This is a genomic window from Micromonospora xinjiangensis, from assembly GCF_056150165.1.
This window is the reverse complement of sequence record NZ_JAXCFO010000001.1, coordinates 436,768-461,914: the sequence shown is the minus strand read 5'-3', so window position 1 is coordinate 461,914 and position 25,147 is coordinate 436,768. Positions and strand designations below refer to the sequence as shown.

The window sequence follows — 25,147 nt, the reverse complement described above, 5'->3', positions numbered from 1 at the left end:
GTGGCAGGACGACGAGCCCGGACGGGGCGGGGCTGGGACGCCAGCCCACCCCGCCCCCCGGGCGACGCCACCACGCCCCGCCCTCGGCGCGGTCGCCGAGAGCGCGCCGAAGGGTCCGATCCCCAGGCCGACGCTCCGGCGGCTCCGCCGCGTGACGAGGCGGAGGTGGCCCGGGAGATATGCCTGCGTCAGCTCGCCGTGCGGCCGCGCACCCGGGCCGAGCTGGCCGCCGCGCTCGCGAAGCGGGGCATCTCCGAGCAGGTCTCGGCCGAGGTGCTCGACCGCTACGACGAGGTCGGCATCATCGACGACGCCGCCTTCGCCCGAGCCTGGGTGACCAGCCGGCACGCCGGTCGGGGTCTGGCCCGCCGGGCGCTGGCCAACGAGCTGCGCCAGCGCGGAGTCGACGGCGACGTGGCGAGCGAGGCGCTCGGCGAGCTGGACGAGGAGACCGAGGCGGAGACCGCCCGCGCCCTGGTGGACCGGAAGCTCCGTTCGGCCCGGGGCGAGCCGGACGCGGTGTTCCGCCGGTTGGTCGGCATGCTGGCCCGCAAGGGCTACCCGCCCGGCGTGGCCATCCGAGCGGTGAAGGAGGCCCTGGCCGCGCAGAGCGCGGAGGCCGCCGAGTTCGCCGAGCAGATCGACGCGGACGCCCTGGCCGAGGCGGAGACCGAGCTGGACCGCGACGGTCGGGCCGTCGAGTGAACGGTCGCGGTGGAGGCCACCCGGCGAGAGCGCCTGCCGGGGCGCCGACGTGAGCGGCGAGGGGGCGGGTCCGGCGTGGACGGGATGCCTGCCGGGTTCCGCGTGCCGGCGCCGGGCCCACCGCGCGGACGTCGAGGCGCACGGGAGGTCGAGCCAGCGATGTTGAAGGCGTGCCTCAACGGCGGTCGGGCTCGTGAGGAACACCCCGCCGTGCCGGTCACCGCGGCCGAGCTGGCCGCCGACGCGGGGCGCTGCGCCGATCTCGGCGTCGCCGCGGTGCACGTCCACCCGCGTGACGCGACCGGCGTCGAGTCGCTGCGTCCCGAGGTGATCGCCGAGGCGCTGACGGCGATCCGGGCCGCCCGGCCCGGGCTGCCGGTCGGGGTGAGCACCGGCGCCTGGATCGCCCCGGATCCGGCCGCGCGGGTGGCCGCCGTCCGATCCTGGCCGGTGCTGCCGGACTTCGCCTCGGTCAACGCCCACGAGGAGGGCGCGGAGGCGGTCGCCGCCGCGCTGCACGAGCGGGGTGTGATGGTCGAGGCGGGTCTCTGGACGCTCGACGCGGTGGAGGCGTATCGCCGGTGGCGGGTGCCGGCCGGGCGGATCCTCGTCGAGTGCATGGCCGAGGATCCGGCGGAGGCGCTGGCGGACGCGGCGCGGATCCTCGCCGCGCTGCCGGCCGCGACCGCCGTGAGCCCGCCCGTGCTCCTGCACGGCGAGGGACCGGCGACCTGGCCGGTGCTCGTCGAGGCGGTCCGTCGGGGCCTGCCGACCCGGATCGGCCTGGAGGACACGCTGCGGCTGCCCGACGGCGCGGTCGCCGCGGACAACGCAGCCTTGGTGGCGGCGGCCGTGGCTGCCGGCGCTCGCTGACATTTCCCGGCTGGTCCGCCTGCCCGCCGAGCGCGGCGGAAGGTCCGCCGGTCAGGGCCGTGCGGGGGGCCCGGTGGTCGTCCGTTCGGTGCCTCCGGTCGCGGTGTTTGTCCGTGCTGTCCGGGACCCGGGTCACCAGGGGTGACGAGACAACTTCTCTCCGTTCGGGGGGTTTGATCATGAGTTCTTGACCAGACCGCCCTCCGCGACCTAGCCTCGCCATACAGGCTCACTTTGCCCGACCAGCGCAGGCTAAGCGCACAACATAGATCGCGTAACAGAACAGCATCACTTTGGCCGACAGGATCGGTCTTCGGCACCAGCTCCGGGCAGGCCGGCCCGGAGCCGGCGCGACAACTGCACCCGGTCGCCGACGATGCCCACGGGCACCGCCGGCGAAGGAGGCTACCCACGGCCAGCCGCTCCGGTCGGGCGTCCAGAGTCGCAGGAGCGTGCCGTCGGCACGCCACCGCGGCGCCGACGTTAGGGGAGGCGGCCATGTCGGGACGGCACAGGTTCACCGGTGGTCCGCGCGGGGTCCCGGCATGAGCGCCTTCGACACCATCCTCCTCGTCGCCGTCCTGGTCCTGACCCTCGTGGTGGTCGGCGCGATGGCGGTCGGCCTGCGGACGCTGCGCCGGCTGGGCGGGGCGCCGGTGACGGACCCCGCCTTCATCGCCGAGAAGGACCGGCAGGAGCAGTCGCTGGCGGCGCTGCGCACCGCCGCGGACGAGGCGAACAGCACGATCGACGTGGCGAAGTCCGCCGCGGCGGCGGCGCGGGCCGAGGCCGCCGCGGCGAAGGCGGAGGCGAAGGCGGCCCGTGCCGAGGCGCGCCGGGTGCTCGACGACGCCCGCGCGGAGGCCGACACGATCCTGGAGCGGGCCCACAAGCAGGCCGAGGCGGACGCCGAGCAGCTGCGCCTGACGGCGCGGCGCAGCGGTGAGCGGGAGGTGGCGGTGCTCGCCGCGACCACCCGCGAGCAGGCCGCCGAGGTGGAGCGGCGGGCGGCCCGCATGGACGAGCGTGAACGGCTGCACACCGAGGAGGTGGAGCGGCTCGCCGAGCGGGAACGGCAGCTCACCGCCGCCAGCGCCGCGCTGGCCGCGCGGGAGGCCGCGCTCGACCAGCGGGAGGCCGAGCTGGCCGAGGCGGAGGAGCTGCGCAGGCGGGAGCTGGAGCGGGTGGCGGGGCTCACCGCCGAGGCGGCCCGCGCGGAGCTCGTCGAGGCCATCGAGGGGCACGCCAAGCGGGAGGCGGCGCTGCTGGTGCGCGACATCGAGGCGGACGCCCGCAGCACCGCCGAGGAGCGCGCCCGGCACATCGTGGTGGACGCGATCCAGCGCGTGGCCAGCGAACAGACCGCGGAGAGCGTGGTCAGCGTCCTGCACCTGCCCGGTGACGAGATGAAGGGGCGGATCATCGGCCGGGAGGGCCGCAACATCCGGGCCTTCGAGTCGGTGACCGGCGTGAACCTGATCATCGACGACACCCCCGAGGCGGTGCTGCTCTCCTGCTTCGACCCGGTCCGCCGCGAGGTCGGCCGGCTCACGCTGGAGAAGCTGGTCCTCGACGGGCGGATCCACCCGCACCGGATCGAGGAGGTCTACGACCTGGCCCGCCAGGAGGTCGAGCAGCTCTGCCGCCGGGCCGCCGAGGACGCGCTGGTCGAGGTGGGCATCACCGAGATCCACCCCGAGCTGGTCAGCCTGCTCGGCCGGTTGCGCTACCGGACGTCGTACGGGCAGAACGTGCTCAAGCACCTCGTCGAGACCGCGCACATCGCCGGTGTCATGGCCGCCGAGCTGCGCCTCGACGTGCCGCTCATCAAGCGGTCGGCGTTCCTGCACGACATCGGCAAGGCGCTCACCCACGAGGTGGAGGGCAGCCACGCCATCATCGGCGCCGACCTCGCCCGCAAGTACGGCGAGAGCGAAGAGGTGGTGCACGCCATCGAGGCGCACCACAACGAGGTGCCGCCGCAGACCGTTGAGGCGGTCCTCACCCAGGCCTCGGACGCCTGCTCCGGCGGACGGCCGGGCGCGCGGCGGGAGAGCCTGGAGGCGTACGTCAAGCGGCTGGAGCGGATCGAGGAGATCGCGGCCGGCAAGGGCGGCGTGGAGAAGGTCTTCGCCATGCAGGCCGGCCGGGAGATCCGGGTGATGGTCAAGCCCGACGACGTGGACGACATCGGCGCCGCGGTGCTGGCCCGGGACGTGGCCAAGCAGATCGAGGAGGAGCTGACCTACCCTGGCCAGATCCGTGTCACGGTGGTCCGCGAGTCCCGGGTCACCGAGATCGCCCGCTGACCCTCCCGCGGAGGGGGTGAGACACACGAGGACCTCCCTGGTCAGGGAGGTCCTCGGCGATCACGCGACCCGGCGCGCGCGTCAGGCGCCCGGAACGGGAGGAGCTACGTCGTGGTGCCCGCGACGGCCTCGGTCTCCGCGGCGCCCTGGGCGGCCGGCTTGGCGACCGTCTTGCGCCCGCGCGACATCCGGCGCTGGACGTACTCGGCGAGCTTCGACAGCAGGTAGTTGACGGCGATGTAGATGAACCCGACGACGGCGTACACCTGGATCGGGTTGTCGAGCACCTGGATGACGAAGCTGCTCTTCCGGAGCACCTCCTCGTAGCTGATGATGAAGCCCAGCGAGGTGTCCTTGAGCACGACCACGAGCTGACTGATCAGGGCCGGCAGCATGATGCGGAAGGCCTGCGGCAGCAGGATCAGCCGCGTCGCCTGGAACGAGGTGAGACCGATCGCGTCGGCCGCCTCGCGCTGGCCGCCGGGCAGGCCCTCCATGCCGGAGCGCAGGATTTCACCGATGACGACACCGTTGTAGATGGTGAGGCCCAGCACCAGGTACCAGAGGATGTCGCCCAGGTCGACGCCGAGCACCGGCAGCCCGCTGGCGCAGAAGAAGATCGTGATGACGACCGGGAGCCCACGGAAGACCTCGACGAAGAGGCGGGTGACGCCGTTCAGGAGCCAGCTGAGCGCCCGCACCCCACGTGCCGCCAGCGGCGACAGGGTGGTGAACCGGCGGCGCATCAGGGCCTTGAGCTGGACGCGCACGATCGCGAGGAGGGTGCCGAAGACCAGCGAGGTGACGATGGCGAGCGCGGCGGCCGTGAGGGTCGACCGGAAGCCCTGGCCCAGCTGCGTCCAGACCTGGCCGAAGACCTCGTTACCGGGGTCGATCAGCGGACCCCACTTCTCCATCGTGAACTGGCCGCGCTCGTCGAGCGGGCGGTAGATGAGGAAGTAGACGCCGACCACGGCGGCGATCGCGGCGAGCACGCTCCCGATGAGCGTGATCCGGCGGGCCCTCGGGCCCGGCGCGTCGTAGAGGACGGAGGACGTCGAGTCGTTCGCGCTCACCGGGCCACCGCCCGCCGCCGCTCGACGCGGTCGAGGAGCAGCCCGAGGGGGACCGTCAGGATCAGGAAGCCCACGCTGATTCCGATGAAGACGGGGATGATGGGGTAACCGCCGGCGCTGGTCAGGGCCTGGGCGCCGGAGGAGAGGTCACCGGCGACGCCGAAGAAGCCCGCGAGCGCCGAGTTCTTGATCATGGCGATCAGCACGCTGCCGAGCGGCACGATCGCTCCTTTCCATGCCTGTGGCAGGACGACGTGGCGCAGGTTCTGACCGAAGGTCAGCCCGAGGGCACGCGCGGCTTCGGCCTGGCCGCTCGGCACGCCGTTGACGCCGCTGCGGATCGCCTCGGCCACGAACGCGGCCGTGTAGACGCTGAGCGCGATGAGCGCGAACCGGAAGTACGGCAGGTCGGTGCCGAGGCGCTCGAAGAGCTGGTCGAGCCCGGGGATCCGGAGGAAGTCGGCGTTGGAGCCGAGCGCGGGCAGGCCGAACGCCGCGAAGAACATCACGATCGTGAGCGGGCAGTTGCGCAGGACGGTGACGTAGGCGCCGCCGAGCCACCGCAGCGGCGGCACCGGTGAGATCCGCAGGACGGCCACGAGGACACCGATGATCAGCGCCCCCGTGGCCGACAGGAGACAGAGCTGAAGGGTGACGAGGAATCCGCCCCGAAAGACGTCGAAGTTGTTGACGAGAACGTCCACCAGATCACCCTTCAGCTAGCTCGTATCAGTAGCGGTCGACGGTCGGGATCTTCGGGTCCGCCGAGTCGACCTTGCCGGCCGTGTCCTTCCACGCCTTCAGGTAACGGCCGTCCTGGAAGATCTTCTCCAGGGTGTCGTTGAGGAAGGTACGGAAGTCGTTGTCGCCCTTCTTCAGGCCGATGCCGTACGGCTCCTCGGTGAACGGCTGGCCGGCGAGCTTGAACTGGCCCTCGTTCTGCGACATGTAGCCGGTCAGGATCACGTTGTCGGTCGTGATGGCGTCGACCTGGCCGCCCTTGAGGGCGTCGAGGCACTTGGAGTAGACGTCGAAGACGACGAGCTGCTGGGCGACGTTCCCCAGGTACTGCTCGATGTTCTTCGCCGGGGTCGAGCCCTGGACGGAGCAGACCTTCTTGCCCGTGGTCTTGAACGACTCGGGGCCGGTGATCTCGTTCTCGCTCGCCTTGACCAGGATGGTCTGCCCGGCGATGTAGTACGGGCCGGCGAAGTCGATCTTCTGCTTGCGGGTGTCGTTGATCGTGTACGTCGCGATGACGATGTCCGCCTTGCCCTCTTCGATCCGCTGCTCACGGACCGCCGACGGCGTCTCGATCCACTCGATCTTGCTCTCGGGGATGCCCAGCTCGTCGGCGATGATCTTGCCGACCTCGACGTCGAAGCCCTGCGGCTTACCGTCGAGCCCCTTGAGGCCGAAGAGCGGCTGGTCGAACTTCGTGCCGATGGTGATCTTCTGGGCCTTGTTCAGCCGCTCCATGGTGGTGCCGGCCGCGAAGGACTTGCTCTCGCCGCCGCTGCCGGTGTCTCCGTCGGACCCGTTGTCGCCACAGGCCGCCAGCCCGAGGGCGAGGACCGCGGCCGTCGCGACCGCCGCCACGCGCTTCATACGCATACTCTTCTCCTTCTTCGACGAAGCCCGCCGGGGGACGGCGCGCTCCAGGTGGACGCCTAGTGCGTGAGGATCTTGGAGAGGAAGTCCTTGGCCCGCTCGCTGCGGGGGTTGGCGAAGAACTCGGTCGGCGCCGCGTCCTCCACCAGCTGCCCGTCGGCCATGAAGATGACCCGGTTGGCGGCGTGCCGGGCGAAGCCCATCTCGTGGGTGACCACGACCATCGTCATGCCCTCGCGGGCCAGCGATGTCATCACGTCCAGCACCTCGCCGACCATCTCCGGGTCGAGCGCGCTCGTCGGCTCGTCGAAGAGCATGGCCTTGGGCTGCATGGCCAGCGCGCGGGCGATGGCGGCCCGCTGCTGCTGACCGCCGGAGAGCTGGGCCGGGAACTTGTCCGCCTGGTTGGCGATGCCGACGCGGTCGAGCAGTGCCATGGCGCGCTCGCGCGCCACGGACGGCTTCTCCTTGCGCACCTTCACCGGGCCGAGGGTGACGTTGTCCAGGATGGTCTTGTGCGCGAAGAGGTTGAACGACTGGAAGACCATGCCGACCTCGCTGCGCAGCTTCGCGAGGGCCTTGCCCTCCGCCGGCAGTGGCTGACCGTCGAAGGTGATGGTGCCGGAGTTGATCGGCTCGAGCCGGTTGATGGTCCGGCAGAGCGTCGACTTGCCCGAACCGGAGGGGCCGATGACCACGACCACCTCGCCGCGGCCGACCGAGAGCGAGACGTCGTCCAGCACGTGCAGCGGCCCGAACCACTTGTTGACCGAGTCCAGCACGATGAGCGGTTCGCCCGTCGTCACGTCGTCCACCGTCCCTGTCGTTTCCCGGGGGCGGGGTCCGTTGACCCCTGGTTGGGCAACTCTAGGCGGCTGGTTGTGGCGGAATGCAACTCAGTTGGTCACGGAGCGGTAACACCCGCGCGGACGCGTGTCGGGTGTCCGATTTCGACCGTGGACCGATCTGGGACGACGCTGGCGACCGCGCACCGGATGGGGCGATCATGTGGAAATGACTGAACCGGTACGGCTGACCCGGTACGCCCGCGGCGGTGGCTGCGCCTGCAAGATCCCGCCGGGTGAGCTGGAGGCCATGGTGGCTGGCCTCGGTGCCGCGACCGGCACCGCCGACCTGCTGGTCGGGCTCGACCACGGCGACGACGCCGCGGTGGTGCGGCTCGACGAGCGGACCGGTCTGGTGAGCACGGCCGACTTCTTCACCCCGGTGGTCGACGACGCGTACGACTGGGGTCGGATCGCCGCCGCGAACGCCCTCTCCGACGTGTACGCGATGGGCGGCACGCCGCTGGTCGGGCTGAACCTGCTCTGCTGGCCGCGGGACGTGCTGCCGATGGAGCTGGCGCGGGAGGTCCTGCGCGGCGGGCAGGACGTGGCCCGCGACGCGGGCTGCCACCTGGCCGGCGGGCACAGCGTCGACGACGACGGCCCGAAGTACGGCCTGGCGGTCACCGGTGTGGTCCGGCCGGAGGAGCTGATCACGCTGGACGCCGGCCGGGCCGGTCTGCCGCTGTCGCTGACCAAACCGCTCGGGGTCGGCGTGCTGAACACCCGACACAAGGCCACCGGGGAGGTGTTCCCCGAGGCGGTGGCCTCGATGAGCGCGCTGAACCGGGACTCGGCCCGGGCCGCGGTCGCCGCCGGGATCCGGTGTGGCACCGACGTGACCGGCTTCGGCCTGCTCGGTCACGGGTCGAAGCTCGCCCGGGCCAGCGGCCTCACGGTGGCCATCGACGCCGCGCGCGTGCCGTACCTGGCCGGGGCGCGCGAGGCGGTGCGCGACGGGCACGTCAGCGGGGGGACCCGCCGCAACCTGGACTGGGTGCGCCCGTGGACCGACTTCGGTGCGGCGGGGGAGGAGGAGCGGCTGCTGCTGGCCGACGCGCAGACCTCCGGTGGGCTGCTGGTCGCCGGGGAGTTGCCGGGCGCGCCCGTGGTCGGCGAGCTGCTGCCCCGCGGCGAGCACCTGGTGGTCGTCCGCTGAGCCGGTGGGTGAGGTGTCCGACCGGTGCGGCGCGACCGGATGGGGCACCATACCCGATAAACTGTCACCTTCTCGCTACTCCGGGCGAGCCGAGGGCAGGAAATTTTGCCCGGAATGGTCACAGACCGGTAACTTGCCCCCGGCTGCTGTCAAATGCACCGCACCATCGTCAGTAAGGCCCGATCCGGAGGCCGGTGGGACGAACGCAGCGAGGAGGCGGCGTGACCGAGCTGTGGAACTGGAGAATCGACCAGGTACGACCCGTGGAGGTCTACCCGGCGCTGGCCGAGGCGCTCGGCCAGGTGGTGATGCCCCTGGCGATCGCGGACCCGGCGCGAGTGCCGACGTACGCGGTTATCTGCGACGTCTGGCAGGCGCCCGGCGAGTTCGCCACGATCGTGGACTGTTACGGCGTGCCCGAGCGGCTCTCCGAGCACGCGAGCATCGCCGCGCTGGCCCAGCTGCTGGACCGCAACTGCCTGCTGCGCGACGACACCCTCGACGCCGGCCGGCACCTGCTCGTCGCCCCCGACGGCACCATCCGGCCGGTGCACTTCGACGTGCGCGAGACCGACGACGGTGAGGTGCTCAGCGACCAGCGCCTCTGCACCGAGGCGAACCCCGGCTGCCGGGGATGGTCGCAGTGCCACCGCTCGCGGTGGGCGCCGGACACGGTGGCACCGGCGCTCGCCGCGGCCTGACCGCCGGGGCCGCCGCTCAGCCGGCGGCCGCGGTGGCGCGGCCGGCGTCGGGCGTGGTCCCGCCGCCGCCGCGCACCACGAGCTGGTCGAGCAGCGTCCGGGTGGCGTCGGCCACGGCGGTCACGGCCGCCTCGAAGGCGGCGGCGTTGTGCGCTGCGGGCGCCCGGAAGCCCGAGATCTTGCGGACGTACTGCAACGCCGCCGCCCGGACGTCGTCGTCGGTCACCTGCGGGGTGTACGGCTCACGCAGGGTCTTGATGCTTCGGCACACGGCTCCTCCTCGGTTCCGGTCGATCCGGTCGGCCCGGATACGCTGTCCTCGTCATGACTACCGCAGCGGCGGGCAGCCCGCGCACCTACCAGGTGCGGACGTACGGCTGCCAGATGAACGTGCACGACTCGGAGCGCATCTCCGGCCTGCTGGAGCAGGCCGGCTACGTACGCGCGTCCGAGGCCGACGAGCACCCGGACGTGGTGGTGTTCAACACCTGCGCCGTCCGGGAGAACGCCGACAACCGGCTCTACGGCAACCTGGGTCATCTGCGTCCCGTCAAGGACAAGCACCCGGGGATGCAGATCGCCGTCGGCGGCTGCCTGGCCCAGAAGGACCGCGGTGACATCGTCCGCAAGGCCCCCTGGGTGGACGTGGTCTTCGGCACGCACAACATCGGCTCGCTGCCGGTGCTGCTGGAGCGGGCCCGGCACAACGCCGCCGCCGAGGTGGAGATCCTCGAGTCCCTCGACGTCTTCCCCTCCACGCTGCCCACCCGCCGCGAGTCGACGTACGCCGGCTGGGTGTCGATCTCGGTGGGCTGCAACAACACCTGCACGTTCTGCATCGTGCCCTCCCTGCGCGGCCGGGAGAAGGACCGCCGCCCCGGCGATGTCCTCTCGGAGGTCCGGGCCCTGGTCGACGAGGGCGTGCTGGAGGTGACCCTGCTCGGGCAGAACGTCAACTCCTACGGCGTCGAGTTCGGCGACCGGCTCGCCTTCGGCAAGCTGCTGCGCGCCTGCGGCGACATCGACGGGCTGGAGCGGGTGCGGTTCACGAGCCCGCACCCCCGTGACTTCACCGACGACGTGATCGCCGCGATGGCCGAGACGCCGAACGTCTGCCACTCGCTGCACATGCCGCTCCAGTCCGGCTCCGACGCCGTGCTGCGGGCCATGCGCCGGTCGTACCGGGCCGAGAAGTACCTGGGGATCATCGAGAAGGTCCGGGCCGCCATGCCGGACGCGGCGATCACCACCGACATCATCGTCGGCTTCCCCGGCGAGACCGACGCGGACTTCGAGCGCACCCTCGACGTGGTGCGGGAGGCCCGGTTCGCCTCGGCGTTCACGTTCCAGTACTCGAAGCGCCCCGGCACCCCGGCCGCCAGCATGGACGGCCAACTGCCCAAGCAGGTGGTGCAGGAGCGCTACGAGCGGCTCATCGCCTGCGTCGAGGAGATCACCTGGGCGGAGAACCGCAAGCTGGTCGGCGAGACCGTCGAGGTGCTGGTCGCGGTCGGCGAGGGGCGCAAGGACGAGCGCACCGGGCGGATGTCCGGTCGGGCGCGCGACGGCCGGCTCGTGCACTTCGAGGCGGGTTCGCTCGCCGGGCGGATCCGCCCCGGCGACATCGTGCACACCACCGTCACGTACGCCGCCCCGCACCACCTCAACGCCGACGGCGAGCCGAAGGCCCACCGACGTACCCGGGCCGGCGACGCGGCCGAGGCGGGACGTTCCCCGCGTACGCCCGGTGTGCTGCTCGGACTGCCCACGATCGGTGCGCCGGCCGCGGCGCCCGCACCCACCTCCGGCTGCGCCGCGCACTGAACGTCCGGCGGCCCGAAGGCTGCGCCGCGCACTGAACGTCCGGCGGCCCGAAGGCTGCGCCGCGCACCGACCTCCGGCGGCCCGAACGTGACGGAGCCCCGGTCCCGCGAGGGGCCGGGGCTCCGATCGTCCTCGGGTCAGCTGGACTGCTCGGCGAGCTGGAGGAACTGACGCTTGGAGGCGAGCGCCTGCTCGGCCTCGCGGATGCGCCGGGCGTCCCCGGCGGCCTGGGCCCGGGCCAGCCGCTCCTCGGCCTCGGCGACCTGCGCCCGCATCTGGGCCAGCAGCGGGTTGTCCTCCTTGGAGGTACGCCGCCACGCCGAGTCCATCACCTCGCGGACCTTCTCGTCGACGGCCCGCAGCCGGCGCTCCAGCCCGGCGGCCGACTCGCGGGGCACCCGCCCGGCCTCGTGCCACTGCGCCTGGATCTCCCGCAGCTTCGCCTGGGCGCCCTTGGGGTCACCCTCGACGTCCAGCGCCTCCGCCTCGGCGAGCAGCGCCTGCTTGCGCTCCAGGTTGACCCGCAGCTCGTTGTCGCGCGCCGAGAAGACCTCGCTGCGCCGGGTGAAGAACTCGTCCTGCGCGGCCCGGAACCGTTCCCACAGCCGCTGCTCCGCCTCCTTGGACGCCCGCGGGGCGGCCTTCCACTGCGTCATCAGCTCCTTGAGCTGGTTGGCGGTGGCCGCCCAGTCGGTGGAGTCCTTGAGCTTCTCGGCCTCGGTGACCAGCTCCTCCTTCACCGCCTGCGCCTGCTTGCGCTGCGCGTCCAGCGACGCGAAGTGGGCGCCCCGGCGGCGGGTGAAGCCGTCCCGCGCGGCGGCGAACCGCTTCCACAGCTCACCGTCGGTCTTCTTGTCGACGCCGCGGATGGTCTTCCACTCGTCGAGGATCTCCTTGAGCCGGTCGCCGGCGGTCTTCCACCCGGTCGACTCGGCGGCCAGCTTCTCCGCCTCCTCGACCAGCGCCGTCTTGCGTGCCAGCGCCTCGCTGCGCGCCGCGTCCCGGGCGGCGCGGGCCTCGCCGGCCTTCTCCTCCGCGACCGCGGCGAGCCGGTCCAACCGTGCGGCCAGCGCGTCGATGTCGCCGACGACGTGCGCCTCGGCGAGCGAGGCCCGGATCCGGCGGATCGTGCTCAGCGAGTGACCGGCGTCCGCCGCACCCGAGTTGAGGCGGGCCTCGGTCAGGTCCACCTCGGTCACCAGATCGGCGAAGCGGCGCGCGAAATGCGCCAATCCCTCCTCCGGCGCTCCTGCCTGCCAGGATCCGACCACCCGCTCGCCCTCGGCGGTCTTGACGTAAACGGTGCCGTCCGCGTCCACCCGTCCGAAGGCAGTCCAGTCGCTCATGTGCCCATCCTCGTTCTCCCGGCGTCGGGGGAGCAGTGTCCCGATCGCCGCCACGGCGCAGCCAGTTTTCTCCCCGGCATTGTCACAGGTACGACCCCGTCCCCGTCGAGCGCCTATCGCCGACCGTGACCATACGGTGTCCTAGCGCCCGGATGACCGGATCGGCGCACGGACGCACCGGGACGTCCCGCTACCGTGAACGGGTGCCACTGGTCTGCGCCGCCGTCTGCCCCCACCCGCCCCTGCTCGTCCCCGAGGTGGCCGGTGCCGCCGCCCCGGAGCTGGACGACCTCCGTGCCGCCTGCGACACCGTCGTGGGCCGGCTGTACGAGTCCGGCGCGCGGACCGTCGTGGTGGTCGGCAGCGACGACCGCAGCGCCACCCTCGACTTCCCCTACCGGGGCACCTTCGCGCCGTGGGGGGTGCCACTGGAGGTACGGATCGGTCCACCGTCCGCCGCCGGGAGCGACCTGCCGCTCAGCCTGCTCGTGGGGGCCTGGCTGCTTCGCCGGGCCCGCCCCGAGGAGCCTGCACCGGTCTCGTGGCGGATGGCGACGGTGGCGTACGACGAGCCGACGGCGGTCTGTGCCGCCGCGGGCGCCCGCCTGGGCTCCGACCACCCGTGGGCGCTGCTGGTGATGGGCGACGGGTCGGCCTGCCGGGGAGAGAAGTCGCCCGGCTACGACGACCCGCGCGCCCAGTCGTACGACCGGTCGGTCGCCGCGGCCCTCGCCGCCGCGGACACGCGGGCGCTGCTCGACCTGGACCCGGCGCTGTCGGCGGAGCTGAAGGCCGCCGGCCGCGCGCCGTGGCAGGTGCTCGCGGGCGCGGTGCGCGCGGCGGGCGGTCAGTGGCGCGGTGAGCTGCGCTACGACGCGGCCCCCTACGGCGTGGGCTACTTCGTCGCCGGCTGGGAGCCGGCGTGACCGGAGCGGGCAGGACCGGGCCGGTCGGGGCCGGCGGCAGCCGTCCGCCCGTCGGGACGGTGGTGGCCGTGGTCGGGCCGACCGCGGCGGGCAAGTCGGCGCTGAGCATCGCCCTCGCGCACGCCCTCGACGGTGAGGTGGTCAACGCCGACTCGATGCAGCTCTACCGGGGCATGGACATCGGCACCGCCAAGCTGACCCCGGCCGAGCGCGACGGCGTGCCGCACCACCTGCTGGACATCTGGGACGTCACCGAGCCGGCGAGCGTCGCGGAGTACCAGCGGCTGGCCCGCGCGGCGGTCGACGGCATCCTGGCCCGGGGGCGGGTGCCGCTGCTGGTCGGCGGTTCCGGGCTCTACGTGCGGGCGGTGCTGGAGCAGTTCGAGTTCCCCGGCACCGACCCGGCGCTGCGGGAGCGGCTGGAGCGGGAGTTGGCCGAGGTCGGGCCGGCGCCCCTGTACGCCCGGCTGCGCGCCGCCGACCCGGTCGCCGCCGCGGGCATCCTGCCCGGCAACGGCCGGCGGATCGTCCGGGCGCTGGAGGTGATCGAGCTGACCGGTGCGCCGTTCACGGCCTCGCTGCCCGAACCGACCCCCTACTACCCGTCCGTGCAGATCGGCGTCGACCTGGACACCGCGCTGCTCGACGAGCGGATCGCCCTGCGGGTCGACCGGATGTGGGCTGACGGCCTGGTCGCCGAGACCCGCGAGCTGGTCGGCCGCGGCCTGCCGGACGGGCGTACGGCCAGCCGGGCGCTCGGCTACCAGCAGGTGCTGCGCTTCCTCGCCGGCGAGCTGACCGAGACCGAGGCGTACGAGGAGACGGTCCGGGCGACCCGGCGCTTCGTCCGCCGCCAGCGCTCCTGGTTCCGCCGCGACCCGCGGATCCACTGGCTCGACTCGGCCGACCCGGGTCTGGTCGCCGAGGCCCTGCGGGCGGTCGGCGCCGCTGCGGGATGATGGGGGCGTGGAGTTCACCAAGGGGCACGGCACCGGCAACGACTTCGTGATCCTGCCCGATCCGGACGGGGCGCTCGACCTCACTCCGGGACTCGTCGCGGCGCTCTGCGACCGTCGGCGGGGGATCGGCGCGGACGGGGTGCTGCGGGTCGTCCGCGCGGCGAAGCACCCGGAGGGCGCGGCGCTGGCCGGCGAGGCCGAGTGGTTCATGGACTACTGGAACTCCGACGGCTCGTTCGCCGAGATGTGCGGCAACGGCGCCCGGGTGTTCGTCCGCTACCTGGTCGAGGCCGACCTGGCCGCGCCCGTCGGCGGGACGCTCCCGGTGGCGACCCGGGCCGGGCTGGTACGCGCCCGGGTCCACGGCGAGACCATCGCCGTGGAGATGCGCCGCCCCCGGCTGTACGACGCCGCCACGGCCACCCTGGGCGGGCTCACGCTCGCCGGCACCGCCGTGGACGTGGGCAACCCGCACCTGGTCTGCCCGCTGCCGACCGCGCTGGAACTGCCCGCCCTCGACCTGACGCGGGCACCCGAGGTGGACCCGGCGATCTTCCCCGCCGGCGTGAACGTGGAGTTCAGCACCCCCGGCGCGCCGGTCGGCGGGGCGGACGCGCACGTGCTCATGCGGGTGTACGAGCGCGGCTCGGCCGAGACCCTCTCCTGCGGTACGGGCGCCTGCGCGGTGGCCGCCGTGGCCCTGCGCGACGCCGACCGCGACACCGGCGTGGTCGCGGTCGACGTACCGGGTGGCCGGCTCACCGTCACCGTCACCGACGAGACCTGCTGGCTCGCCGGCCCGGCCGTCCTGGTCGCCACCGGCCGGATCAACCGGCCCGCGCTGGGGGCGTGAACAGCCGGCCCAGGTGGTAGGTCAGGACTCAGGGGGTGGCGCTGGCGTTGGCGGCGATCTCCGGGAGGTCGGCCGGGCCCGGGTCGGCGGCCGGCGGGGGCGTGGCCGCGGGGTTCTGCGCGGCGGCGCGGACGGCGGCGGCCACCGCCGGGGCGACCCGGGCGTCGAAGACGCTCGGCACGATCACCGTCGGGTTGATCTTGTCCTCGCCGACCACGTCCGCGATGGCGCGGGCCGCCGCGATCGCCATCTCCTCGGTGAACTCCTCGGCGTGCGCGTCGAGCATGCCTCGGAACACGCCGGGGAAGGCGAGCACGTTGTTGATCTGGTTGGGCTGGTCCGACCGGCCGGTGGCGACGACCGCGGCGTGCTTGCGCGCCTCCCGCGGGTCGACCTCCGGGTCCGGGTTGGCCAGCGCGAACACGATCGCGTCCTTCGCCATGGTGGCGATGTCCTCGCCGGTCAGCAGGTTCGGCGCGCTGACCCCGATGAAGACGTCCGCGTCGCGGATCGCGCCGCGCAGGTCGCCCGAGTAGTTGTCCTTGTTGGTGTGCTCGGCCAGCCACTGCCAGGCCGAGTTCAGCCCGGTCTGGCCGCGGTGCAGGGCGCCCTGCCGGTCGTACGCGATGATGTCGCCCACGCCCTGGCGCAGCAGCAGCTTCATGATCGCGGTGCCAGCGGCGCCGGCGCCGGAGACGACCACCCGGACGTCCTCGAGCCGCTTGCCCACCACGCGCAGCGCGTTGGTGAGAGCGGCCAGCACGCAGATCGCGGTGCCGTGCTGGTCGTCGTGGAAGACCGGGATGTCCAGCGCCTCGCGCAGCCGGGCCTCGATCTCGAAGCAGCGCGGCGCGGCGATGTCCTCCAGGTTGATGCCGCCGTACGCGGGCGCGATCGCCTTGACGATGGAGACGATCTCGTCGGTGTCCTGGGTGTCGAGCACCACCGGCCAGGCGTCCACGCCGCCGAACCGCTTGAACAGCGCCGCCTTGCCCTCCATGACCGGCAGTGAGGCGGCCGGGCCGAGGTTGCCCAGGCCGAGCACGGCGGAGCCGTCGCTCACCACGGCGACCGTGTTGCGCTTGATGGTCAGCCGCCGGGCGTCCGCCGGGTTCTCCGCGATCGCCTGGCAGACCCGGGCCACACCCGGGGTGTACGCGCGGGACAGCTCGTCGCGGGTGCGCAGCGCGACCTTCGAGCTCACCTCGATCTTGCCGCCGAGGTGCAGCAGGAAGGTACGGTCGGACACCTTGCGCACGTCCACCCCGTCCAGCGCGGAGAGCGCCTGGACGACCTGGTCGGCGTGGCTGGCGTCGGCGGTGTCGCAGGTGAGGTCGACCAGGACGTGGGTCGGGTCGGAGTCGACCACGTCCAGCGCGGTCACGATCGCTCCGGCCTCGCCGACGGAGGTGGTCAGCCGCCCGATCGACGAGGCGTCCGCCGGTACGGCGATCCGGATCGTGATCGAGAATCCGGCACTCGGCAGTCGGGTGATGGCCACAGTTTCCCTCCGTCAGCACTGAGCGGCTCGACTGGCATTTCTACTCGCCCACCCTGGTCGGCCGGCACCCGACCCCGCTACCGGCGGGTACGGCCACACTCGGGTCGGGTGCGCCCGCGCGGAACGGTGGCCGGGCATATAGCAGGCCGGGCATATAGCGGGTGCGCGGGACGTTGTCACATGTCAGGATTGCTCGGTACCCCGACCAAACGGACAGGAGATCGGCTTGCGCGACCAGGACACCGTCGTCGTCCCCTTCGAGGACGAGGAGCTCGAGGCCACCACCGGCGAGTTCGAGCTGTCAGAGCGGCAGGCGCTGCGGCGGGTCCCCGGCCTCTCCACCGAGCTGACCGACATCACCGAGGTGGAGTACCGCCAGCTGCGGCTGGAGCGGGTGGTGCTGGTCGGGGTCTGGACCGAGGGCACGCAGAGCGACGCGGAGAACTCCCTCGCCGAGCTCGCCGCGCTGGCGGAGACCGCCGGTTCGCAGGTGCTCGAGGGGCTCATCCAGCGCCGCAACCGGCCCGACCCGGCGACCTACATCGGTCGGGGCAAGGTCGGAGACCTGGGGTCCGTGGTGCTCGCCACCGGCGCCGACACCGTCATCTGCGACGGCGAGCTGTCCCCGTCCCAACTGCGCAACCTCGAACAGCGCACCAAGGTCAAGGTGGTCGACCGCACCGCCCTGATCCTCGACATCTTCGCCCAGCACGCGAAGAGCAAGGAAGGTAAGGCGCAGGTCGAGCTGGCCCAGCTGGAATACCTGCTGCCGCGCCTGCGTGGTTGGGGTGAGACCCTCTCCCGGCAGAGCGGTGGTAGCGCCCGCGTCGGCGGCGCCGGCGGTGGTGTGGGCCTGCGTGGTCCCGGTGAGACGAAGCTGGAGACCGACAGGCGTCGCATCCGCACCCGGATCGCCCGGCTGCGCCGCGAGATCAAGGGCATGCGGACGGTCCGCCAGACCAAGCGCGCCCGCCGCACCCGCAACTCCGTGCCCGCGGTCGCCATCGCCGGCTACACCAACGCCGGCAAGTCCAGCCTGCTCAACCGGCTGACCGGGGCGGGCGTGCTGGTGGAGAACGCGCTCTTCGCCACCCTCGACCCGACCACCCGGAAGGCCACCACGCCCGACGGGCGCGTCTACACGCTCTCCGACACTGTCGGCTTCGTCCGGCACCTGCCGCACCAGATCGTCGAGGCGTTCCGCTCGACGCTGGAGGAGGTCGCCGAATCCGACCTGGTGGTGCACGTCGTGGACGGCACCCACCCGAATCCGGAGGAGCAGGTCCGGGCGGTGCGCGAGGTGCTCGCCGAGGTCGGCGCCGACCGGCTGCCCGAGCTGCTGGTGGTCAACAAGACCGACGCCGCGGACGAGGAGACGCTGCTGCGGCTCAAGCGTCTCTGGCCGGACGCCGTCTTCGTCTCGGCCCGGTCCGGGCGCGGGATCGACGGGCTGCGCACGGCCGTCGAGGCGCGACTGCCGCGGCCGGCCGTGGAGGTCCGGGCGATCCTGCCGTACGACCGCGGTGACCTGGTGGCCCGGGTGCACCGCGTCGGCGAGGTGCTGAGCAGCGCACACCTGGCCGAGGGCACGTTGCTGCACGTCCGGGTGAACCAGGCGCTCGCCGCCGAGTTGGCGCCGTACGTGGAGGGCACCGTCCCCGCCCGATCGTGAGCCGTGCCGCGTGACCCGCCGGAAACCTCGGGCATGCGACACTTGCGCAATGCGCCGCGCTGTTTCTTCGGTCACGGTCGCCCTCGGCCTTCTGGGGGCGACCGTGGCGCTCACCGGGGTCGCGTCGGCGGCTCCCGCCGCCCCCGCCCCAGCCGAGCCCCAACCAGGCAAGAAGCGGTGCACCGTCACCGACGAGCGGCTGCGAGAGATCTCCGGTCTGGTGGCGACGAGCAGCGGCTACGTCGTGATCAACGATGGCACCGAGGTCGAGTCGCGCAAGCGGGTCTTCTTTCTGGACGCCAAGTGCAAGATCTCCAAAGATCCGGTGAGCTACCCGGGCGACGGCCCCGCCGACACGGAGGATCTGGCCCCCTCGCCGGACAAGAAGACCCTCTGGATCGCGGACACCGGTGACAACCCCACCGGGGAGCGCCGTAAGCGGGTGGCGGTCTGGACGATGCCGCTCAGCGGCACCAAGAAGCCGACGCTGCACCGCCTCACCTACCCCGAGGGGAAGCCGCACGACGCCGAGGCGCTCGTGGTCGGCGACGACAACGTTCCACTGATCATCACGAAGGTGACCTCGGGCAAGGCGGGGATCTACCGCCCGACGGGGCCGCTGACCAACGGTGACGCCGAGCCGGTGCCGATGGAGAAGGTCGGCGAGGTCGCGCTGCCGAAGACCCAGACGGAGAACCCGTTGGGCGTCTTCGGCCGGGTGGCGATCACGGGTGCCGCCCGCTCGCCGGACGGCGGCAAGGTGGTGCTGCGCACGTACGCGGACGCCTTCGAGTACGACGTCGCCGGCGGCGACATCGTCAAGGCGCTCACCACGGTCGAGCCCCGGGTCACGCCGTTGAGCGACCCGTTCGGTGAGGCGATCACCTATTCGCCGGACGGCGGGAGTTTCCTGACCGTCTCCGACATGGCGCAGATCGGCGAGACCGAGGCGAACGCCGACATCCTCGCCTACACCCCGTCGACCAGCAAGGCGCCGGTGATCTCGGACGACGCGGCCGGCCAGCCCGGAGCGAACCGTTCCTGGTACGACGGCCTCAGCATCACCGACATCACCTACATCATCGCCGCGGTCGGGGTGGTGGGCGTGCTGCTGGTCGGTCTGGGCATCTTCGGCATCCTGCGGGCCCGGAAGAACCGGACACCCACCGACCGGTCGGACGATGTGGACGAGTTCGCCGGTGGACGTCCCGACGACGATCTCCCGGGCGGCGACCGGCCCCGGGGCGGGGTCTACGGCGGCGGTCCGGCCCGCGACGGTGGGGCGCCCGCCGGTGGTGGCGTCTATGGCGGCGCTCCGGGTCGCGGCGGCGCCGCGACCGCCGGCGGCGGCGTCTACGGCGGTGCTCGCCCGGCGAACGGCACGGGGGGTGTGTACGGCGGCGCCCGGCCTCCCGCGCCCGGCGGCGCCCGTCCGGCTGGCGGCGGGGTCTACGGCGGTGGCGGTGGTCGGCCCCCGGCCGGCGGGCGTCCGGCCGGCGGTGGACGCCCCGGCGGTGGGGTCTACGGCGGTGGCGGCGGCCAGCCGGGCGGCGGTGGCGTCTACGGGGGCGGTGGACGCGCGGAGCCACCGCGACGTGGTGGGCCCGACCCGGACTACCGGGGTCAGCGCGGCGGACGCCGGCGCGACGAGGATGTCGACCCGTACGGTCAGTATCCCGGTGGCCACAACGGCTACCGCGGCGGCGACCGCTACTGATCCTGCCGTGACTCGGCGCTGACGTGGGCTGCCGACGCCTCGACGAGCGTCGGACCGCGCGGGTGACCACCCCTGCGAGGTGGTCACCCGGTGCGGGTCAGATGCGGCGCAGCACCGCCACGACGCGGCCCATGATGGTGGCGTCGTCGCCGGGGATCGGGTCGAACGCCGGGTTCTGCGGCATCAGCCAGACGTGCCCGTCGCGGCGCCGGTAGGTCTTGACGGTGGCCTCGCCGTCGAGCATGGCCGCGACGATGTCGCCGGACTCGGCGGTGGGCTGCTGCCGGACGACCACCCAGTCGCCGTCGCAGATCGCCGCGTCGAGCATCGAGTCGCCCTTGACCTGGAGCATGAAGACCTCGCCCTCGCCGACCAGCTCGCGGGGGAGCGGGAAGACGTCCTCGACGGCCTGCTCGGCCAGGATCGGGCCGCCAGCGGCGATCCGGCCCAGCATCGGCACGTACGCGGGCGTGGGGCGTTGGGAGCGGGCCAGCTCGTCGTCGAGCACGTCGCTGGGGGCGCGGACGTCCACGGCGCGCGGCCGGTTGGGGTCGCGGCGCAGGAAGCCCTTCTTCTCCAGCTCCTTCAGCTGGTAGGCGACGCTGGAGGGCGACACCAGCCCGACCGCCTCGCCGATCTCACGGACGCTCGGCGGGTAGCCGTGCCGCTCCACCCAGGTGCGGATGAACTCGAGGATCCGCCGCTGACGCGCGGTCAGGTCGACCGTCGCCGGGTCGGGGAAGGTGCTGACCACCGGAGTGACCGGACGCAGGGCGGGCTGCCCCGTCCGGCTGCGCGCGGCGCCCCGGCGCCGAGTGGCCGGTGGACCCGCCTCGGCGAGCTGCTGCGGGGTCTTCGGCCGGCTGGCCCGGTCCTCGGTCACGTCCGTCCTCCCTGTCGGCGCTGGGTGCCCCCGGCGCCCCGTGCTGCATGCGGTGATGCCGGTGTGCGTGCTGCTGCGACGGATCCCGCCGCAACCGCTTGGTCATGACGGTATAGGTGAGATCGGTCATTTTCAAACATCTGTACGACCTCTCACCGGCGTGTCGCGGGGAAAAGCGATTCCTTCGTACTCCTGTTCTGGTAAATGGTACGTCGGTTGGCACGGGTGTTCGAATTCCGGGCGACCGGGCGGTACGTCTTCCGGTGGCCGTGGTCGGGCGACCGGTAACCCCGGACGGTCCCGGCCGTTGGGCTCACCGGCGGGTCGGCCGGGCGTCGCCACCGGATCGGGTGGCGAGGTCGGGCCCGTCCGCGGAGGGTGGTCGACGGTGGTGCCGAAGTGACACGCGGGACACGCCCCTCAACTTGACCCCGGTCCGCTCGCGTCATACGGTCAACCCCTAGATGTAGTAGTGACACGGGCGTAAGTTGCCCATAGGTTGGGTCCGACTACTGACCGCACTCCCGTACAGTGGCACGGCGGGCGGCCATCGGCTGATGGCGCCGCCGTGGTGGACCGTGCCCGGGAGTGCCCGGTGCGGCCGTGGTCGATCGAGGAGGTCAGTGATGCGTTGCCCGTACTGTCGGCACGCCGACTCCCGAGTGGTCGACTCCCGGGAGGCCGACGACGGCCAGCTCATCCGGCGGCGGCGGTCGTGCCCGGAGTGCGGCAAGCGGTTCACCACGGTGGAGGAGGCGGTCCTCGCGGTCGTCAAGCGCAGCGGGGTGACCGAGCCGTTCAGCCGGACGAAGATCATCAGCGGGGTGCGCAAGGCGTGCCAGGGCCGGCCGGTCGACGACGACTCGCTCGCGCTGCTGGCCCAGCGGGTGGAGGAGACCGTGCGGGCCAAGGGCGCCGCCGAGATCCCGAGCCACGAGGTGGGGCTGGCCATCCTCGGCCCGCTGCGCGACCTGGACGAGATCGCGTACCTGCGGTTCGCCAGCGTCTACCGGTCCTTCGACTCGCTCGCCGACTTCGAGCGCGAGATCGAGTCGTTGCGGGCCGCGGCGCGAGCCCGGGAGAACGGCGGGGCCGAGGCGGTCGAGGCCGCCGGCCGTACCAGTTGAGCTTTTTCGGTTTTCTCTTAACGGATTGGGACGCGCGGTGGGTGACCGCGCAGACAAGGGGGGCGACGGCGTGACAACGAGCAGGTCGCGGAGCAAGGCAGGCGCGGGCCTGAAGGTCGAGCGGGTCTGGACGACGGAGGGGGTCCACCCGTACGACGAGGTCACCTGGGAGCGCCGGGACGTCGTGATGACGAACTGGCGGGACGGCTCGATCAACTTCGAGCAGCGCGGGGTGGAGTTCCCCGAGTCGTGGAGCGTCAACGCGGCGAACATCGTGACCACCAAGTACTTCCGGGGAGCGGTGGGGACCCCGGAGCGCGAGTGGTCGCTCAAGCAGCTCATCGACCGGGTGGTCACCACCTACCGGACGGCGGGTGAGGAGTACGGCTACTTCGCCAGCCCGGCGGACGCCGAGATCTTCGCGCACGAGCTGACCTGGATGCTGCTGCACCAGGTGTTCAGCTTCAACTCGCCGGTCTGGTTCAACGTGGGCACGCCGTCGCCGCAGCAGGTGAGCGCGTGCTTCATCCTCGCCGTCGACGACTCGATGGACTCGATTCTCGACTGGTACAAGGAGGAGGGGCTGATCTTCAAGGGCGGCTCCGGCTCCGGGGTGAACCTGTCCCGGATCCGCTCCTCCAAGGAGCTGCTCTCCTCCGGCGGCACCGCCTCCGGCCCGGTGAGCTTCATGCGGGGCGCCGACGCGAGCGCCGGCACCATCAAGTCCGGCGGCGCCACCCGGCGCGCGGCCAAGATGGTCATCCTCGACGTGGACCACCCGGACATCGAGGAGTTCGTGGTCACCAAGGCGCGCGAGGAGGACAAGATCCGCGCGCTGCGGGACGCCGGGTTCGACATGGACCTCGGCGGCGCCGACATCGTGAGCGTCCAGTACCAGAACGCCAACAACTCGGTCCGGGTCTCGGACGAGTTCATGGGGGCCGTGGAGAACGACGGCCCGTTCGACCTGCGCGGCCGGCTCGACGGCGCGGTGATCGAGACGATCAACGCCAAGAAGCTCTTCCGCACCATCGCCCAGGCCGCCTGGGAGTGCGCCGACCCCGGCCTCCAGTACGACGACACGATCAACGACTGGCACACCTGCCCGGAGACCGGGCGGATCACCGCGTCGAACCCGTGCTCGGAGTACCTGCACCTGGACAACTCCTCCTGCAACCTGGCCTCGCTCAACCTCATGAAGTTCCTCCGTGCCGACGGGGGCTTCGAGGTGGAGAAGTTCGTCAAGTCGGTCGAGCTGGTCATCACCGCGATGGACATCTCGATCTGCTTCGCCGACTTCCCGACCGAGAAGATCGGTGAGACCACCCGGGCCTACCGGCAGCTGGGCATCGGCTACGCCAACCTCGGCGCGCTGCTGATGGCCTCCGGCCTGCCGTACGACTCGGACCAGGGTCGGTCGGTGGCCGCCGCGATCACCTCGCTGATGACCGGCACCGCCTACCGCCGCTCCGCCGAGCTGGCCGGCATCGTGGGCCCCTACGACGGCTACGCCCGCAACGCCGAGCCGCACAAGCGGGTCATGCGCAAGCACGCCGCCGCCAACGACGAGATCAAGCCGGCCGGCACCGTGGCCACCGCCATCCAGCGAGAGGCCACGAAGCAGTGGACCCTCGGCAACAAGATCGGTGACAAGAACGGTTGGCGGAACTCGCAGGCCAGCGTCCTCGCGCCGACCGGCACCATCGGCCTCATGATGGACTGCGACACGACCGGTGTGGAGCCGGACCTGGCGCTGGTCAAGTTCAAGAAGCTGGTCGGCGGCGGCTCGATGCAGATCGTCAACCAGACGGTGCCGCGGGCGCTGCGCAGCCTCGGCTACCCGGAGGAGCAGGTCGAGGCGATCGTCGAGCACATCGCCGACCACGGCCACGTGGTGGACGCCCCCGGCCTCAAGCCGGAGCACTACGCGGTCTTCGACTGCGCGATGGGCGAGCGCTCCATCGCCCCGATGGGCCACGTGCGGATGATGGCGGCCGTCCAGCCGTTCATCTCCGGCGCCATCTCCAAGACGGTCAACATGCCGGAGCAGGCGACCGTCGAGGACGTCGAGAAGATCTACTTCGAGGGCTGGAAGCTCGGCCTCAAGGCGCTGGCGATCTACCGGGACAACTGCAAGGTGGGTCAGCCGCTGTCGGCGGCGAAGCCGAACAAGGCCACCGTCGAGGCGCCGGCCGCCGAGGTGGAGAAGGTCGTCGAGAAGGTCGTGGAGTACCGGCCGGTGCGCAAGCGGCTGCCGAAGAAGCGCCCCTCGCAGACCATCTCCTTCTCGGTCGGCGGCGCCGAGGGCTACCTCACCGCGTCGTCCTACCCGGACGACGGCCTCGGCGAGGTGTTCCTCAAGATGTCGAAGCAGGGTTCGACCCTGGCCGGCGTGATGGACGCCTTCTCGGTGGCCATCTCCATCGGTCTCCAGTACGGCGTCCCGCTGGAGACGTACGTCAGCAAGTTCACCAACATGCGCTTCGAGCCGGCCGGCATGACCGACGACCCGGACGTGCGGATGGCCGCCTCGGTGATGGACTACATCTTCCGTCGGCTGGCGCTGGACTTCCTGCCGTACGAGCGCCGCGCGGAGCTGGGCATCTTCACCGCCAAGGAGCGGGCCGCCCAGCTCCAGGCCGAGGCGGAGGCGGAGGCGAGCGGTGCGGACCTCACCGCGATGGCCGCCTCCGCCCCGGTCGAGACGCGGACGGAGGAGCCGAAGACCGGCCCGGTCGCCCAGCCGGCGCAGGAGACCGTCGACATCGCCGCCGTGAAGCCGGCGCCGTCGGTCGGTTCCAGCACCGAGCTGCTGGAGGCCGTGCTGGGCAAGGCCGCCGACGCGCCGCTCTGCTTCACCTGCGGCACGAAGATGCGCCCCGCCGGTAGCTGCTACGTCTGCGAGGGCTGCGGCTCGACCAGCGGCTGCAGCTGAAACTGGGAGGGTATGTCTCCTGTCTCCGAACTCTAAGAGGATTCACTGGATGACAGCCTGGTGAAGCTCCAAAGCAGGTGCCTCCCAACCGATTCGGTTGGGAGGCACCTGCTTTGGACGTACGG

General features: G+C 72.2%; 21 protein-coding genes. 13 read left to right on the top strand and 8 right to left on the bottom strand.

Features of this window, described 5'->3' with window-relative positions:
- The 3 genes from SM573_RS02325 (at position 1) to rny (ending at position 3,887) form a co-directional block, all read left to right on the top strand.
- On the top strand, positions 1 to 705 hold the full coding sequence (locus tag SM573_RS02325; protein WP_474612396.1) for a regulatory protein RecX: 705 nt from the start codon (positions 1 to 3) through the stop codon (positions 703 to 705).
- A gap of 159 nt (positions 706 to 864) precedes the next feature.
- On the top strand, positions 865 to 1,578 hold the full coding sequence (locus SM573_RS02320) for a 3-keto-5-aminohexanoate cleavage protein (RefSeq protein WP_474612395.1): 714 nt from the start codon (positions 865 to 867) through the stop codon (positions 1,576 to 1,578).
- Between the two features lie 545 nt (positions 1,579 to 2,123).
- Positions 2,124 to 3,887, top strand: coding sequence for a ribonuclease Y (gene rny, locus SM573_RS02315; protein ID WP_474612394.1), 1,764 nt, complete (start codon positions 2,124 to 2,126; stop codon positions 3,885 to 3,887).
- Between the two features lie 104 nt (positions 3,888 to 3,991).
- Here rny and SM573_RS02310 read toward each other — a convergent pair whose 3' ends face one another.
- From SM573_RS02310 to SM573_RS02295, 4 genes are read right to left on the bottom strand one after another with little or no spacing between them, the layout of a single operon-like run.
- Positions 3,992 to 4,963 (bottom strand): amino acid ABC transporter permease, encoded by a 972-nt coding sequence (locus tag SM573_RS02310; protein WP_474612393.1) that lies wholly within the window; start codon positions 4,961 to 4,963, stop codon positions 3,992 to 3,994.
- Positions 4,960 to 5,667, bottom strand: a complete 708-nt coding sequence (locus tag SM573_RS02305; protein WP_474612392.1) for an amino acid ABC transporter permease — start codon at positions 5,665 to 5,667, stop codon at positions 4,960 to 4,962. Before SM573_RS02305 ends, SM573_RS02310 begins: the two co-directional genes overlap by 4 nt.
- Before the next feature lie 25 nt (positions 5,668 to 5,692).
- Positions 5,693 to 6,577, bottom strand: coding sequence for a glutamate ABC transporter substrate-binding protein (locus SM573_RS02300; protein ID WP_474612391.1), 885 nt, complete (start codon positions 6,575 to 6,577; stop codon positions 5,693 to 5,695).
- A gap of 56 nt (positions 6,578 to 6,633) precedes the next feature.
- Positions 6,634 to 7,389: an amino acid ABC transporter ATP-binding protein gene (locus SM573_RS02295; RefSeq protein WP_474612390.1), complete on the bottom strand. Its 756-nt coding sequence runs from the start codon at positions 7,387 to 7,389 to the stop codon at positions 6,634 to 6,636.
- Positions 7,390 to 7,588: 199 nt separating this feature from the next.
- Between SM573_RS02295 and selD the strand changes: the two genes are divergently transcribed.
- Entirely contained in the window at positions 7,589 to 8,578 is a 990-nt protein-coding gene (gene selD, locus SM573_RS02290; protein WP_474612389.1) for a selenide, water dikinase SelD, read from the top strand.
- Between the two features lie 221 nt (positions 8,579 to 8,799).
- Positions 8,800 to 9,279 carry a hypothetical protein gene (locus SM573_RS02285; RefSeq protein WP_474612388.1) on the top strand — a complete coding sequence of 160 codons (480 nt, stop codon included), beginning with the start codon at positions 8,800 to 8,802 and terminating at the stop codon, positions 9,277 to 9,279.
- Positions 9,280 to 9,295: 16 nt separating this feature from the next.
- Here SM573_RS02285 and SM573_RS02280 read toward each other — a convergent pair whose 3' ends face one another.
- Positions 9,296 to 9,550, bottom strand: a complete 255-nt coding sequence (locus SM573_RS02280) for a DUF2277 family protein (RefSeq protein WP_474612387.1) — start codon at positions 9,548 to 9,550, stop codon at positions 9,296 to 9,298.
- Positions 9,551 to 9,603: 53 nt separating this feature from the next.
- On the opposite strand from SM573_RS02280, the gene miaB reads away from it, so the two are divergent.
- Positions 9,604 to 11,103, top strand: coding sequence for a tRNA (N6-isopentenyl adenosine(37)-C2)-methylthiotransferase MiaB (miaB, locus tag SM573_RS02275; protein WP_474612386.1), 1,500 nt, complete (start codon positions 9,604 to 9,606; stop codon positions 11,101 to 11,103).
- A gap of 137 nt (positions 11,104 to 11,240) precedes the next feature.
- On the opposite strand, the gene SM573_RS02270 is transcribed toward miaB, so the two are convergent.
- On the bottom strand, positions 11,241 to 12,449 hold the full coding sequence (locus SM573_RS02270; protein ID WP_474615363.1) for a DUF349 domain-containing protein: 1,209 nt from the start codon (positions 12,447 to 12,449) through the stop codon (positions 11,241 to 11,243).
- Positions 12,450 to 12,601: 152 nt separating this feature from the next.
- Here SM573_RS02270 and SM573_RS02265 point away from each other — a divergent pair, with 152 nt between their 5' ends.
- Genes SM573_RS02265 through dapF form a run of 3 tightly spaced genes read left to right on the top strand, consistent with a single transcriptional unit; the run spans position 12,602 to position 15,187 of the window.
- Positions 12,602 to 13,375, top strand: coding sequence for a class III extradiol dioxygenase subunit B-like domain-containing protein (locus tag SM573_RS02265; protein ID WP_474612384.1), 774 nt, complete (start codon positions 12,602 to 12,604; stop codon positions 13,373 to 13,375).
- Complete coding sequence (gene miaA, locus SM573_RS02260) at positions 13,372 to 14,334, top strand: tRNA (adenosine(37)-N6)-dimethylallyltransferase MiaA (RefSeq protein WP_474612383.1); 963 nt, start codon at positions 13,372 to 13,374, stop codon at positions 14,332 to 14,334. The genes SM573_RS02265 and miaA overlap by 4 nt, the downstream gene beginning before the upstream one ends.
- Before the next feature lie 7 nt (positions 14,335 to 14,341).
- A complete protein-coding gene (gene dapF, locus SM573_RS02255; RefSeq protein WP_474612382.1) occupies positions 14,342 to 15,187 on the top strand; it encodes a diaminopimelate epimerase in 846 nt (281 codons plus the stop codon).
- Positions 15,188 to 15,215: 28 nt separating this feature from the next.
- On the opposite strand, the gene SM573_RS02250 is transcribed toward dapF, so the two are convergent.
- The gene (locus SM573_RS02250; RefSeq protein WP_474612381.1) at positions 15,216 to 16,688 is read right to left on the bottom strand and encodes an NAD-dependent malic enzyme; all 1,473 of its coding nucleotides are present in this window, start codon (positions 16,686 to 16,688) and stop codon (positions 15,216 to 15,218) included.
- Positions 16,689 to 16,914: 226 nt separating this feature from the next.
- Between SM573_RS02250 and hflX the strand changes: the two genes are divergently transcribed.
- Both hflX and SM573_RS02240 read left to right on the top strand, forming a co-directional pair.
- On the top strand, positions 16,915 to 18,360 hold the full coding sequence (gene hflX / locus SM573_RS02245) for a GTPase HflX (protein WP_474615362.1): 1,446 nt from the start codon (positions 16,915 to 16,917) through the stop codon (positions 18,358 to 18,360).
- Positions 18,361 to 18,409: 49 nt separating this feature from the next.
- A complete protein-coding gene (locus tag SM573_RS02240) occupies positions 18,410 to 20,077 on the top strand; it encodes a hypothetical protein (protein ID WP_474615361.1) in 1,668 nt (555 codons plus the stop codon).
- 97 nt (positions 20,078 to 20,174) lie between these two features.
- Here SM573_RS02240 and lexA read toward each other — a convergent pair whose 3' ends face one another.
- Positions 20,175 to 20,960 (bottom strand): transcriptional repressor LexA, encoded by a 786-nt coding sequence (lexA, locus tag SM573_RS02235; protein ID WP_474612378.1) that lies wholly within the window; start codon positions 20,958 to 20,960, stop codon positions 20,175 to 20,177.
- Positions 20,961 to 21,586: 626 nt separating this feature from the next.
- Here lexA and nrdR point away from each other — a divergent pair.
- Both nrdR and SM573_RS02225 read left to right on the top strand, forming a co-directional pair.
- Positions 21,587 to 22,087 (top strand): transcriptional regulator NrdR, encoded by a 501-nt coding sequence (gene nrdR / locus SM573_RS02230; protein ID WP_474612377.1) that lies wholly within the window; start codon positions 21,587 to 21,589, stop codon positions 22,085 to 22,087.
- Between the two features lie 37 nt (positions 22,088 to 22,124).
- Positions 22,125 to 25,022, top strand: a complete 2,898-nt coding sequence (locus SM573_RS02225; RefSeq protein WP_474615360.1) for a vitamin B12-dependent ribonucleotide reductase — start codon at positions 22,125 to 22,127, stop codon at positions 25,020 to 25,022.
- Positions 25,023 to 25,147: the final 125 nt, after the last annotated feature.